Annotated in this window: 12 protein-coding genes and 1 tRNA gene; 4 read left to right on the forward strand and 9 right to left on the reverse strand. The window is 58.2% G+C overall.

What is annotated here, in order from left to right; all coding sequences use genetic code 11:
* From K325_RS0104320 to K325_RS0104360, 9 genes are all read right to left on the reverse strand, one after another.
* A complete protein-coding gene (locus K325_RS0104320) occupies positions 1 to 966 on the reverse strand; it encodes a hypothetical protein (protein WP_156836562.1) in 966 nt (321 codons plus the stop codon).
* A 456-nt stretch (positions 967 to 1,422) separates the two neighbouring features.
* Positions 1,423 to 2,514, reverse strand: a complete 1,092-nt coding sequence (gene ychF / locus K325_RS0104325; protein ID WP_029653033.1) for a redox-regulated ATPase YchF — start codon at positions 2,512 to 2,514, stop codon at positions 1,423 to 1,425.
* An 82-nt stretch (positions 2,515 to 2,596) separates the two neighbouring features.
* Positions 2,597 to 3,187 (reverse strand): aminoacyl-tRNA hydrolase, encoded by a 591-nt coding sequence (pth, locus tag K325_RS0104330; protein WP_029653034.1) that lies wholly within the window; start codon positions 3,185 to 3,187, stop codon positions 2,597 to 2,599.
* A gap of 21 nt (positions 3,188 to 3,208) precedes the next feature.
* Complete coding sequence (locus K325_RS0104335; RefSeq protein WP_029653035.1) at positions 3,209 to 3,847, reverse strand: 50S ribosomal protein L25/general stress protein Ctc; 639 nt, start codon at positions 3,845 to 3,847, stop codon at positions 3,209 to 3,211.
* A gap of 165 nt (positions 3,848 to 4,012) precedes the next feature.
* Positions 4,013 to 4,963, reverse strand: a complete 951-nt coding sequence (locus K325_RS0104340) for a ribose-phosphate diphosphokinase (RefSeq protein WP_011785828.1) — start codon at positions 4,961 to 4,963, stop codon at positions 4,013 to 4,015.
* A gap of 52 nt (positions 4,964 to 5,015) precedes the next feature.
* Positions 5,016 to 5,090, reverse strand: a tRNA-Gln gene (locus K325_RS0104345).
* 22 nt (positions 5,091 to 5,112) lie between these two features.
* A complete protein-coding gene (gene ispE / locus K325_RS0104350; protein ID WP_029653036.1) occupies positions 5,113 to 5,976 on the reverse strand; it encodes a 4-(cytidine 5'-diphospho)-2-C-methyl-D-erythritol kinase in 864 nt (287 codons plus the stop codon).
* Between the two features lie 4 nt (positions 5,977 to 5,980).
* Positions 5,981 to 6,607, reverse strand: a complete 627-nt coding sequence (lolB, locus tag K325_RS0104355; RefSeq protein WP_029653037.1) for a lipoprotein insertase outer membrane protein LolB — start codon at positions 6,605 to 6,607, stop codon at positions 5,981 to 5,983.
* Positions 6,604 to 8,361 (reverse strand): tetratricopeptide repeat protein, encoded by a 1,758-nt coding sequence (locus tag K325_RS0104360; RefSeq protein ID WP_029653038.1) that lies wholly within the window; start codon positions 8,359 to 8,361, stop codon positions 6,604 to 6,606. The genes lolB and K325_RS0104360 overlap by 4 nt, the downstream gene beginning before the upstream one ends.
* A 233-nt stretch (positions 8,362 to 8,594) precedes the next feature.
* Between K325_RS0104360 and hemA the strand changes: the two genes are divergently transcribed.
* The 4 genes from hemA to K325_RS0104380 are packed head-to-tail and all read left to right on the forward strand — an operon-like array spanning position 8,595 to position 12,576.
* Positions 8,595 to 9,884 carry a glutamyl-tRNA reductase gene (gene hemA, locus K325_RS0104365; protein WP_029653039.1) on the forward strand — a complete coding sequence of 430 codons (1,290 nt, stop codon included), beginning with the start codon at positions 8,595 to 8,597 and terminating at the stop codon, positions 9,882 to 9,884.
* A complete protein-coding gene (prfA, locus tag K325_RS0104370) occupies positions 9,881 to 10,969 on the forward strand; it encodes a peptide chain release factor 1 (RefSeq protein WP_029653040.1) in 1,089 nt (362 codons plus the stop codon). Before hemA ends, prfA begins: the two co-directional genes overlap by 4 nt.
* Positions 10,959 to 11,840, forward strand: coding sequence for a peptide chain release factor N(5)-glutamine methyltransferase (gene prmC / locus K325_RS0104375; RefSeq protein ID WP_051146552.1), 882 nt, complete (start codon positions 10,959 to 10,961; stop codon positions 11,838 to 11,840). The genes prfA and prmC overlap by 11 nt, the downstream gene beginning before the upstream one ends.
* Positions 11,830 to 12,576, forward strand: coding sequence for a HesA/MoeB/ThiF family protein (locus K325_RS0104380; RefSeq protein ID WP_029653042.1), 747 nt, complete (start codon positions 11,830 to 11,832; stop codon positions 12,574 to 12,576). The genes prmC and K325_RS0104380 overlap by 11 nt, the downstream gene beginning before the upstream one ends.
* Positions 12,577 to 12,586: the final 10 nt, after the last annotated feature.

A 12,586-nucleotide genomic window follows, 5' to 3' on the forward strand; every position in this document is an offset into this window, starting at 1 on the left:
TCATCTCGCTTTTCTCATCAGTCGGTCGCGGATCTTGCCGAACAGGCCTCGGGGTTTACTGGGGGCGCTGGTGTCGGCTTCCGTGGCGACTGGTGCGCCTGTTGGCTTGGTTGCCGCCGGTGTGGTTATCGCCCGGGCCAGGTAGGCGCCGTTGATAAACCCGATAATGTCTGCCCGAGCAACGCCGGATTGCGCCCCTGCCTCTTCGATGGAGGCTCCGGCTTCACGGCTCAGCAGGGCACAGAGAGACAACGTATAGGGGGCTGCTCTGGGCACCTCAGCGGGCGGCCAGTGGTGGAGCTTGAACTGGCCGTTCGGATTGATGCCTCGAAGCAGTTCGCCATTCGACAGGCTGGTACCCAGCAGCCAGCGGAGGGCCGGATATGGGCGCCATTCTCCGGTAGTGGCCAGGTTTTCCACCTGTGGTGTTGTTGAGACGGTTCTGTCGCTTGCTCCCAGCACAGCGGGAAGTGTCAGATCGCCCCGGCAGGTGTAACGGTTGCCGGGCAGGTCGATGAAGCAGGTGGTGTCGCCGGCGGAGATGCTCAGGTATTTGGCCTGCCCTTCATCCAGCGCAGTGAGGATCTCCGGTGTGGGCTCCTGGCTCGCGAGTGGCTGAAGGGTATCATGAGTATGGCTTTCGTCGGCCTCGGCATTTGCGATCCGGGCCTCCACGGAATTGAATACCGAGATCAGATTGGCGGCGCGGAGGGGCTTCTGAAGCCTCAGTCGTGACGAGGCCGTCGTGTCGGAGGTGTATTCGATGGCGACGGTGTGACGGGATTCAAGGTGCCGGAAGACGGCATCGTGATCGTCAAGATTGTCTGTATCGATAATAACAACATCGCTGTCGTCTCCGTCGGAGTATGTCCAGGTGTCGCTGGTACGGGCGATGATGAGGTCGATCAACGACTTCAGGACAAGCTGATCTTTCGATGAAAATCCTTTGCAGGAGAGAGTCTTCAAGGTTTTACTCCTGAATGAAGACACACGGTGGGCAGTGCCAGGCTGGCTGGCGGCTTCTGCCATGTTCAGAAAGACGTAAGGATGAGGTAGTGTTCCGCATTCCTGGCGGTCAAGAAGGCTCTGTCAGAATGTCCTTTGGCCTTGTCCGGGATAATGTGCGGGAGATTTGTGTCGTTTTTGTGACAGGGGTTGTTCTGGGAACCGGGAACCTGTCTCAAACCGGATGTGACCTTCATCTCTTGCTCCGCTCAGTTTTAAGAAGCAGCGTTGGGGCTGCCTTGTAAAAAAGCGTTAAATTAAGAGCGAAGGTGATCCGTATCAAACGTTAGGTCGTAAAGATTTGTTGGCGCTAATGTAAGCGAATGTTCTTGAAGATATATGTGGGATGATTTTATGCGGAAGGGTGCTGAGGTGGCCTCAGCCCCATAGGTGGGGTGAGGCCTTGAAAAATAAGGGTTATACGTTGAATCGGAAGTGAATTACATCGCCGTCCTGAACAATGTATTCCTTGCCCTCCAGACGCCACTTTCCGGCTTCTTTGGCACCGGCTTCGCCGTTACAGCCAACGAAATCCTCGTAGCCAACGACCTCGGCGCGGATGAACCCCCGTTCAAAATCGGTATGGATCACTGCAGCTGCCTGAGGAGCGGTGGCGCCGATCTTGACCGTCCAGGCGCGAACCTCCTTCACGCCAGCAGTGAAATAGGTTTGCAGTCCCAGCAGGCTGTAACCGGCTCGGATAACCCGGTCCAGGCCGGGTTCTTCCATGCCCATCTCATCCAGAAACATGGATTTCTCTTCGTCTTCCAGTTCAGAGATTTCCGCTTCAAGTTTGTTGCAGATCGGGACGACGACCGCGTTCTCGGCGGCAGCGATTTCACGAACGGTATCCAGGTGTGGGTTGTTCTCGAAGCCATCTTCATTCACGTTGGCAATGTACATGGTGGGCTTGACGGTTAGCAGGCAGAGTTCGCGGATCAGGCCCATCTGATCTTTGTCCAGCCCCATGCTGCGCACCGGTTTGCCTTCGTTCAGCACCGGGAGTAGTTTTTCAAACATATCCAGTTGGGCTTTGGCTTCCTTGTCTCCGCTTTTGGCCACGCGTTGTACTCGCTTGATGGCCTTCTCTACGGTATCCAGGTCTGCCAGGGCCAGCTCGGTGTTGATGACATCGATGTCTGAAGCCGGATCGACCTTATTGGCCACATGGATAACGTTGCCATCTTCAAAGCAACGCACCACGTGGGCGATAGCGTCGGTTTGGCGGATGTTGGCGAGGAACTGGTTGCCCAGGCCTTCGCCCTTGGAGGCACCGGCGACCAGGCCGGCGATGTCCACGAATTCCATGGTGGTGGGCACCACCCGTTCCGGTTTGACGATCTCCGCCAGCTTATTCAGGCGGGGGTCGGGCATAGCCACCACGCCGGCATTGGGTTCGATCGTGCAGAAGGGGAAGTTTTCCGCGCCGATGCCGGCTTTGGTCAGTGCGTTGAACAGGGTGGATTTGCCGACGTTGGGCAGGCCGACGATGCCGCAGTTAAATCCCATGGAATGCCTCTGCTGGAGCTGAAAGTTGGCCGGATTATACCGGGGTATCCGAACCGGTGCGAGTAAGGGGTTGTGCCCCTGCTCAGGGTGCGGGTTTAAAGCTGTGAAGGCGGTTCATGGCGGCTGCCAGTTTGCCGTTGGCGGCGTCGGGCAGTACCCGCATGACTTCGTCAAACACGGCGTTGAGTTGTTCGGTTTCCTGCTTGCCGAGCCGGCCCAGAACAAAGCCGGTAACTTTACGGCTGTCGCCGGGATGGCCAATGCCCAGGCGCAGTCGCTGGAAGTCTTTGGTGCTCAGGTGAGCAATGGTGTCGCGCAGACCGTTATGGCCGCCGTGGCCGCCGCCCTTCTTCAGTTTGGCTGTGCCGGGGGGCAGGTCCAGTTCGTCGTGGGCAACCAGAATCTGTTCGGGGGAGATTTTAAAAAAGTCCGCGAGGGCTTTAATGGCAAGGCCGCTGCGATTCATGAACGTGCTGGGGTTCAGTAGGTGCAGGTCGAGGCCCTGCCACTGAATGCGGGCATAAAGCCCATGGTATTTCCTTTCGGGGCGCAGCGTCTGGCCCGCATCGCGGGCCAGCGCTTCGACGAAAAGAGCGCCGGCGTTGTGGCGGGTATTCTCGTAGTCGGGGCCGGGGTTTCCCAGCCCAACCACCATGACAATATCCTGTGCCATGTGCCTTTGCTCCCGGAGTAATTACTCCTCGCCGCCTTCCTCGCCTTCAGCTTCCTCGGCGTTGTCCGCCTTGGCGCCTTTAGGCTTCTGCATGGAAACAACCGGAGAGTTGTGGTCTTCGCCATGCTGAAGCGCTGGGATGCGAACACCTTCCGGCAGTTTCAGGTCGCTCAGGTGAACCACCTGATCCATCTCGACGTCAGTCAGGTCGACTTCGATGAATTCCGGCAGGTTCTGTGGCAGACAGGCAACTTCAACCTCGGTCATCAGGCGGAAAGCAACGCCGCCGAAGGTCTTGATGGCCGGTGCAGTTTCTTCATTCACCAGGTGAACCGGAACGTGAACGAGGATTTCGTGGTCCTTGTCGACGCGCAGGAAGTCAGCGTGGGACAGAACTGGCTTGTACGGGTGACGCTGCAGATCCTTAAGGATGACGCTTTCTTTCTTGCCCTGAATATCAATCGTCAGGATGTGAGAGAAGAAGGCTTCGTTTTCGATCGCCTTTTTCAGCTCGTTGTGCCAGATGGCAACCGGTGTTGCGTCTTTGCCGCCACCGTAGATGATGGCTGGAATTTTACGCTCTTCGCGACGCAGGCGGCGGCTCGCACCTTTCCCCTGATCGTCACGAGGAAATGCTTCGATAACAAAATCCTGAGACATGGTCATTACCTCGTTAGTCATCTGAGCGGCCCGCGACCAGGCTCTGAACAGATGAGTGCTTTAAAAAGACCGGCTTTTTCCGGTCGACTAAAAGAGTCGGGAGTCCTGTTGGACTCCCGACCCGAAAACTGCTTTTAAGTCTGTGCTTTGCCGCGATAACGCTGGTCAGACATTCTCGAACATGGCGCTGATGGACTCTTCGTTGCTCACGCGGCGAATGGATTCGGCGAGCAGTCCAGCCATGCTGAGGGGGCGGATTCTATCACAGTTTTTGGCTTTGTCACCCAGCGGGATGGTGTCACACACTACCAGTTCGTCCAGTTCCGAGTTGTTGATGTTCTCGATAGCCGGGCCGGAAAGTACTGGGTGCGTGATGTAGGCAACCACGCGGGACGCGCCGTGTTCTTTGAGCGCATTGGCGGCTTTGCACAGCGTGCCTGCAGTATCGACGATGTCGTCTACCAGGATGCAGGTCTTGTCGCGCACATCACCGATGATGTGCATCACCTGGGAGACATTCGCCTTGGGGCGGCGCTTGTCGATGATGGCGAGATCGGCATCATCCAGGCGCTTGGCTACGGCACGGGCCCGAACAACGCCGCCGACGTCCGGAGAGACCACGACAAAGTTTTCAAAGCGCTGTTTTTCGATGTCTTCGAGCAGTACCGGGGTGGCGTAGATGTTATCCACCGGGATATCGAAGAAGCCCTGAATCTGGTCTGCGTGCAGGTCGACCGTCAATACCCGGTCAACGCCGATGCTGGAAATCATGTCGGCAACGACTTTTGCGCTGATGGCAACACGGGTGGAGCGAACGCGGCGATCCTGGCGGGCGTACCCGTAGTAAGGGATCACGGCAGTGATGCGTGTGGCAGAAGCACGACGCAGGGCGTCGGCCATCACGATCAGTTCCATCAGGTTGTCGTTGGTGGGGTAGCAGGTGGGCTGGATGATGAAAACGTCGTGGCCACGTACATTTTCATTGATCTCAACGGTGGTTTCGCCATCGCTGAAACGGCCAACCGTCGCCTGGCCCATGGGAATATGGAGTTTTCTGGCAATATCGCGAGCGAGTTCGGGATTAGCGTTGCCAGCGAAGATCATCAATTTGGACACGACAGTATCCTTCTCAGTATCGGCGTTTGAGTCAGAAGAAGCGGGAGAAAGGTGGCTGGGGTGGCAGGATTCGAACCTGCGCATGACGGGATCAAAACCCGTTGCCTTACCACTTGGCGACACCCCAGTATCATCGTGCTTTTTTGGCATCATTTTAGCTCTGCTAGCTTTTGGTGTAGAGGTGATTGGTTCACCCCTTTAGCTACGAACCCCGTGATGCCGGAGGGTTTGCTTTCCCAGATAATCCGGGCTGCGGATTCTGTAGGGAAACGTCCAAAAATGCAAGCCCCGGTTCCGGTTAATCTTGCAGGTCCGAATTGTGAAAGCCACTCCAGGCTCTGGTTAACCTCAGGATACAGTTTGCGAACTACATCCTCACAGTCGTTTCGGTACCTCGAGGCGTCTCCCTCAAAAGCGGGGCGTATTTTGATTTTTGGTGTGCCCCTTGTCAACCCTTCTGCTGAAAAAATCTTTCCGGTGTTGATGTTGCATTCCGGTTTCAGCACGACAAACCAGTCCTCAGGCGGGTTTGCAGGCGTTAAAATTTCTCCGACGCCTTCCCCGAAAGCGGCGTTCCCACGCACAAAAACGGGGACGTCGGCCCCTAGTGTCAGGCCAATTCCGGCCAGCGTGTCTTCGTTAAGGTTCAGTTGCCAGAGGTGGTTCAGTGCCATCAGTGTGGTGGCGGCATTGGAGCTGCCGCCGCCCAGACCTCCTCCCATTGGCAGGCGCTTGTTGATTCCGATGAGGATGCCGGGCAAGGGGTGGTCTGCGTGCTCTGAGAGCGCTTGTGCGGCCCTGACGATCAGGTTTGCATTGTCTGGCACGCCGGGTACCGGGGCTGCCAGCCGGACACCGGCGGTGCCCGGGGTCAGCTCAAACGTGAGGTCGTCGCCGTAATCCAGAAACTGAAAAAGCGTTTGCAGCTCGTGGTAGCCGTCAGGCCTGCGGCCATTGATGTGCAGGAACAGGTTGAGTTTGGCGGGCGAGGGTAGGGTGATCCTGTTGCGCACAGCCCTAATCCTCCCTCAGCCAGTTGCTGATGACCACCCGTACCCGTTTGTCGTCCTTCAGGGCGGTAATCCGGGCGGGAAGGGGGGGGAGGTCGTCGACGAACCCCTGCCAGCGGTCGTAACGGATTTCCCAGCCGTTTTGCTTCAGGATAGCCAGGTGGTTCGTTTCGTCGAACAGCAGTCGAAAGTCGCCGTCGGGGGCGGGCAGGCCCCGAATCCACCAGGTGAGGTTGTCAATCGGAAGGTTCCAGCCAGTGGCCGCCGCCACCAGAGATTCCGGCTCTGACGACCGATAGGTGTCTCCATTGGCCAGTGTCAGTTCGATAAAGCCGGGTACACCCTTGAGCCTCGTGGTGCCCATGCCGAGGAAGGACGATGACAGTGACAGGTCGTAACGTTCACCTTGTTGTCGCCACTGGTTGATGACGGCGGTGCCGCTGTCGGAAGGCTGTTTCACCGCGAGCTTGCCGCTCAGTTGCCACTGGTTGAACCGGCTGAGGCTTTGGCTACGCTGCGCCCAGTCTGCGGGCGGCTGGTTGGTCATGCCGTCCGGGAGTGGTTCCAGCTGAATGGTGGTACAGCCTGCCAGGGCGGTAGTCAGCAGGGTGGCGAATGTTGCCTGGCGAATCATCTGGCGCCCTCGCCGCTGGTGAGTCGTTCGATGGTCTCTCTGAGTATCTCGTGGTCCGGGCTCTGGTCGAGCCCCTCTTCCCAGATTGTGCGCGCCTGTTCTTTGTCGCCGGTTATCCAGAGCGCTTCACCATAATGAGCCGCCACTTCCGGGTCTGGATAGGCTTCCCAGGCCTTTTCAAGGAAATCCAGCGCCTTGCGGGTTTCACCCAGGCGGAACAAAACCCAGCCCATGCTGTCGAGGATGGCGGGGTTGCCGGGGTCGAGTGCCAGGGCTTGCTCGATGTAGCCTCGGGCTTCGTCAAAACGTTCGGTCCGTACGGTCAGGATGTAGCCGAGCGCGTTCAGGGTCACGGCGTTCTCCGGCTGGCTTTCAAGGATGGTTCTCAGATCCTGTTCAGCCTTCTCTGTATTGTTCATGCTGTCGAGCAGCATGGCTCGGGCATATCGAAGCTCAACATTGTCGGGAATGTGCTCAAGTGCTTCGTCGGCAGCCTCTAGGGCTTGTGTATTCCGCCCCTGATCAATCAGGAGGTTGACTTCGAGGAGCCTGAATTTGTCGGCATGGTCCGGAACCCGTTCGCGAAGGGTTTGGATGTGCGTCAGCGCCTGATCCAGCTCTCCGGTTCTGGCCTGGAGTTCGCTGGCTCTGGCCAGGGCCGGGAAGAAGTAGTTTCCCCTTTCTACGCTTTGGTAATACTCGATGGCCTGGTTCAGGTTGCCGGCGTCTTCTTCGATCCGGCCAAGGTAGTAACTGGCTTCGTCCTGGTGATGGCCTTGTTCAATGAGGCGGATCAGCTCGCTTTGAGCCAGCTCCGGGTGTTCGTTCTCAAGGGCAACCAGTGCGTGAGAAAGGCGGAGTCCCGGTGTGTCCGGGTAGCGCTCGACCAGGCGCTCAAATTCATCCTGGGCTGCCTGAAGTTCCCCTTCGTTGATCAGCATCCGGCCGTAGAGTGTCCCCATCTGGCGATTGGCCGGAAAACGGCGGGTGTTGGTGGTCAGGTAGTTGAGGGCTGCCCGCGCCTCGCCAGTCTGGTAGAGCAGGTCGCCCTTGAGAATGATGGCGGGTTGAAAGTCCGGTTCGCTCTCCAGCAGTTTGTCGATCTGGAGTAAGGCCTTGTCCGGCGTTCCGGTAATTTTCTGAAGCAAGGCGATGCTGTACTGAAGCTCGGGATTCTCCGGGTGTTTCCGGGCCAGCTGGATGTACAGGGTCAGGAGTTCCTGTTGCTGGGCCGGGGGCAGGTTGGCGGCCATGGCGGCCAGGCTGTCAAAGTCGGCGTCTTCGCCCTGGTCCATGATCTGTTCCATGTGGTACAGCGCGGTTTCCAGGTTCTGGCGCTTGACTGCCTGGATGGCCGACACCCGGTGTGCTTCCAGGTTATCCGGGTCTACGTCCAGCCACAGGGTTGCCAGTTGTTGCTGGGCATTGTCTGCGTTTAAAGACTGAGCGATCCGCATGGCTCGTTCAATAACCCCGGTATCCCGGGAATTCCTGGCGGCCTGCAGGTAGTTAACCAGTGTTACGTCGTAGCGGCCCCGCTGGCCGGCGACTTCCGCTGACAGAAGCTGGTAGAGCACTTCAGGTTCAAAGTCGGCATAACGTATCTGGTCGGCCGGGGCGGGTTCTGCCGGGAGCTCCTTGTTACTCTGCTCCGCAGCGGGTTCGGGGGTGCCGGAGAAGGCGGCGCAGCCCGGCAGTGTGATGAGGGATACCCCCAGCAGGCAGGTAACCAGATACGGTGCGGATCTTTGCATGCAACTTCCTGTGAGCTTTTGCGATAGGTCAGTGAACACCGCTTTTTGCCCGGTAATTGAGGTAGATCGGGTTGCGGCCACGGCCAAGGCCCTATAATGGCACAAGCATTTGAACTTGCCCAACCTGTCCGCACTTGCCGAAGACGACAGGTTTTCGGGTGGCGACCAAGCGGTTGCCCCGGTAGAATGGCAGGTGGTTATCCATGATCAGGGCAGGGTTTTCTGTACTCCAAATGGCACTTGTAACGCTGGGAATCAACCATCGAACCGCACCCGTGGAGATCCGCGAGCGTGTGGCATTTACGCCGGAGCGCATGGCCGAGGCCTTTTCTGAGCTTCGAGCTGCGTCTGGCGCCAGCGAGGCAGCCATCCTGTCGACCTGCAACCGGACGGAGCTCTATCTGGCCGGCGACGACGACTGTGCGCCGTCAGTGTTGAGATGGCTGGCCGGCTTCCATGAGCTGGATGTGGCAGACCTGGAGAACGTGCTCTACGTTCATCGGGACTCGGACGCGGTCCGTCATATGATGCGGGTGGCTGCAGGCCTGGACTCCATGGTGCTGGGTGAGCCGCAGATCCTTGGTCAGCTAAAGGATGCCTATGCCCTGGCACGGGAGCACCGTGCGACCGGTTCCTTCCTGTCCCGCCTGTTTGAGCACACCTTCTCAGTTGCCAAGCGTGTCCGCACCCAGACTGCGATTGGCGAAAACCCGGTCTCGGTAGCCTATGCCTCAGTCAGCATGGCGCATCATATCTTCGCGGATATGTCCCGCAACCAGGCGCTGCTGATCGGTGCAGGAAAAACCATTGAACTGGTGGCCCGTCATCTGGCAGAAGCTGGGGTGCGGAATTTCCTGGTGGCCAACCGGACGCTGGAGAGGGCCCAGGCGCTGGCGGAGGCGCACGGAGGGAAAGGCATTCTGTTGTCGGAGATTCCGGACCACCTCTCAGATGTGGATATCGTGATTTCCTCCACGGCCAGCCCTTTGCCCATTCTGGGCAAGGGTGCGGTTGAGCGGGCTCTGAAGAAGCGCAAACACCGTCCCTATTTCATGGTTGATATTGCTGTACCTCGCGATATCGAGCCGGAAGTGGCATCTCTGGCGGACGTATACCTGTATACCGTGGACGACCTGCGTCAGGTCATCGAAGAAAACGTCCGTTCCCGTGAAGGTGCTGCCAGAGAAGCAGAGAACCTGATTGCCAGTGGGGTTCAGGATTTTCTTGATCAGTTGCGTGCTCTTGATGCGGTCTCCACGCTGAAACAGTTCCGTCAGCGAGCAGAGTTGCTGCGGGATGCGGAAACAGAAAAAGCCCTGAGGGCCCTGCGTAACGGCACCGATCCGGAGACAGCCCTGCGTGCGCTGGCACGGGGTCTGACCAACAAACTTCTTCACCAGCCCTCTGTTCAGGTGCGAAAGGCGATGGCCGAGGGCCGTGCGGAAGTCACCGAATGTCTGAGGGAGCTTTACCAGCTGGATGCACTGGAAGCTGACGAGCCCACCACCACGGAAAAACTATGAAACCATCCATTCAGTCCCGCCTTGAACAGCTTGTAGAAAGGTTCGAGGAGGTGAACGCGTTGCTGAGTGATGCCTCCGTCATTTCCAATCAGGACAAGTTCCGGGATCTGTCCCGGGAATTCGCTGAAATTGAACCGGTGGTCAAGTGTTTTCAGGCCTGGCAGCAGTCTCTGGCGGATATCGAAGCGGCTATTGAGCTGGCCAAAGATGGCGATGCCGATATGCGGGAAATGGCGGAAGAAGAACTGGCCAGTGCCCGGGCAAGCAGTGAAGCGCTGGACGAAGAGCTTCAGCGCCTGATGTTGCCCAAAGACCCCAACGATACCAAGAACGTTTTTCTGGAAGTCCGGGCCGGCACTGGCGGGGATGAGGCGGCGATTTTTGCCGGTGATCTTTTCCGTATGTATTCCCGTTACGCGGAGAAGCGCCGGTGGCAAGTGGAAGTCCTCAGTGAAAACGAGGGTGAGCATGGTGGTTTCAAGGAAGTTATCGCCCGACTGTCCGGCGACGGTGTGTATGGCACGCTGAAGTTTGAATCCGGTGCCCATCGGGTTCAGCGGGTACCCGAAACGGAGTCCCAGGGGCGTATCCATACATCGGCCTGTACGGTGGCGGTGATGCCTGAAGCCGATGAGGCCGAAGCCATAGACATCAATAAGGCCGACTTGCGGGTTGATACCTTCCGGTCATCCGGCGCGGGTGGTCAGCACGTTAACAAGACGGACTCGGCCATTCGTATTACCCATCTGCCGACCGGGATTGTGGTGGAGTGCCAGGAAGAGCGTTCCCAGCATAAAAACCGCGCCAAAGCCATGAGTCTTCTGGCATCGCGCCTGCAGAATGCAGAGCTGGAAAAGCAGCAGCAGAGTATGGCGGAGACCCGTAAGAGCCTGGTGGGTAGCGGCGACCGTTCCGAACGCATCCGTACCTACAATTTTCCTCAGGGCCGGGTAACCGATCACCGCATCAATCTCACCCTGTACAAGCTGGATGAAGTCATCGCCGGAGACCTGGATGCCGTTGTCATACCGCTGCAGCAGGAACATCAGGCAGAGCTTCTGGCAGCCATGGCAAATGAGCAATAGCACCCCTTCGCTGACCTGTGACGCTCTGTTGCACGATGCCGGAGAGCACATTGGGGGCGATTCCCCACGTTTGGATGCAGAGCTGCTGCTCAGCCATGTGACGGGCCTGAGCCGGACAACATTCCGGGCATGGCCGGAACGGGAAGTGCCGCCAGAACAGGCGCAGGCGTTTCAGGCGTTGGTGAGTGAGCGTGCGCGGGGTCTGCCCGTTGCGTACCTGTTGGGTGAGCAGGAATTCTGGTCGTTGCCGCTGAGAGTCAGTCCTTCCACGCTTATTCCCCGGCCAGATACCGAGTGTCTGGTTGAAGCTGTGCTGTCACTGCCGTTGCCCGAACGTGCCAGGGTTCTGGATCTGGGGACCGGGACGGGCGCTATTGCGCTGGCGCTGGCCAGTGAAAAACCGGGCTGGCGAATCCTGGCCAGTGACCGAATCCCCGAAGCGGTGGCTCTGGCTCGAGAGAACAGCCAGCGCCTGCAGTTGCCCATTACCGTGATACAGAGTCACTGGTTTGATGAGATTCCAGAGGGCAGCTTTGACTTGCTGGTCTCCAACCCTCCCTATGTACCCGCCAGTGATCATCATCTTCGGGAGGGTGATGTTAGGTTTGAGCCGGCTTCTGCGTTGGTAGCCGGTGACGACGGGTTGGATGACATTCGCCTGCTGGTGACGGAAGGGGGAAGCCGGCTCAGTCCCGGAGGCTGGATGCTGCTGGAGCACGGTTACGATCAGGCAGAAGCGGTGAGGAATTTGTTTGCTGAGGCCGGATGGCACAGTATAGACAGCCTGAAAGACTATGGTGGGAACGACCGGATGACACTTGCCCGGACAGCACTAAGCCATGAGCCAGAGAGGCCAGTGCATGCTGAGTGATGAAGAACTGCTCCGATACAGCCGTCAGATCCTGATGCCGCGTTTTGATATTGCCGGCCAGGAGAAGCTCAAGGCTGCACGGGTACTGGTTGTCGGTGCAGGGGGGCTCGGATGCCCGGTGGCGCTATACCTGGGTGCAGCCGGTGTCGGGCATCTGGTGCTGGTGGATGACGACCAGATTGAGCTGGCGAATCTGCAGCGCCAGATTGCGTTCGAGCACCTCTGGCTGGGCGCCTCCAAGGCGGAAAAGCTCTCAGAGCGTGTCCGCGCCATCAATCCGGGGATTTCGGTGCGTGCGGTCAATCGTCGGGTAGACGGGGATGATCTTCAGCAACTGGTTGCAGAATCTTCCCTGGTGGTGGACTGCACCGACAACTTCAATACACGCTTCGCTCTGAACCGGGCTTCCGTGGCTACCCGGGTACCATTGGTCTCTGGCGCTGCCATTCGTGGTGAAGGCCAGTTGTCGGTTTATGATCCGGGGCAGCAGGATAGCCCTTGTTACCATTGTTTGTACCCTGAGCAGGGTAACGAAGACCTGACCTGCTCCGAAGCGGGTGTGATTGGCCCACTGGTGGGCATGATCGGCTCTGTTCAGGCGATGGAGGTGATCAAATTGCTCTCCGGAGTGGGCCGGAGTCTGGTTGGGCGCCTGCTCATCCTCGACGCCTGGCAGATGGAGTGGCGGGAAATGAAGCTCGTCAAAGACCCGGAATGTCCGGTGTGTGCGGAGTGAGCTCACCCCG

The organism is Marinobacter daepoensis DSM 16072 (assembly GCF_000421165.1).
Taxonomy (GTDB): domain Bacteria; phylum Pseudomonadota; class Gammaproteobacteria; order Pseudomonadales; family Oleiphilaceae; genus Marinobacter; species Marinobacter daepoensis.

What these genes read in the sequence shown, in the direction of transcription:
- ychF (WP_029653033.1), bottom strand. Translation starts at nt 2,514, where the DNA reads ATGGGATTTAACTGCGGCATCGTCGGCCTGCCCAACGTCGGCAAATCC.
- pth (WP_029653034.1), bottom strand. Translation starts at nt 3,187, where the DNA reads ATGGCACAGGATATTGTCATGGTGGTTGGGCTGGGAAACCCCGGCCCC.
- lolB (WP_029653037.1), bottom strand. Translation starts at nt 6,607, where the DNA reads ATGATTCGCCAGGCAACATTCGCCACCCTGCTGACTACCGCCCTGGCA.
- K325_RS0104380 (WP_029653042.1), top strand. Translation starts at nt 11,830, where the DNA reads ATGCTGAGTGATGAAGAACTGCTCCGATACAGCCGTCAGATCCTGATG.
- prmC (WP_051146552.1), top strand. Translation starts at nt 10,959, where the DNA reads ATGAGCAATAGCACCCCTTCGCTGACCTGTGACGCTCTGTTGCACGAT.
- hemA (WP_029653039.1), top strand. Translation starts at nt 8,595, where the DNA reads ATGGCACTTGTAACGCTGGGAATCAACCATCGAACCGCACCCGTGGAG.
- K325_RS0104360 (WP_029653038.1), bottom strand. Translation starts at nt 8,361, where the DNA reads ATGCAAAGATCCGCACCGTATCTGGTTACCTGCCTGCTGGGGGTATCC.
- K325_RS0104335 (WP_029653035.1), bottom strand. Translation starts at nt 3,847, where the DNA reads ATGTCTCAGGATTTTGTTATCGAAGCATTTCCTCGTGACGATCAGGGG.
- prfA (WP_029653040.1), top strand. Translation starts at nt 9,881, where the DNA reads ATGAAACCATCCATTCAGTCCCGCCTTGAACAGCTTGTAGAAAGGTTC.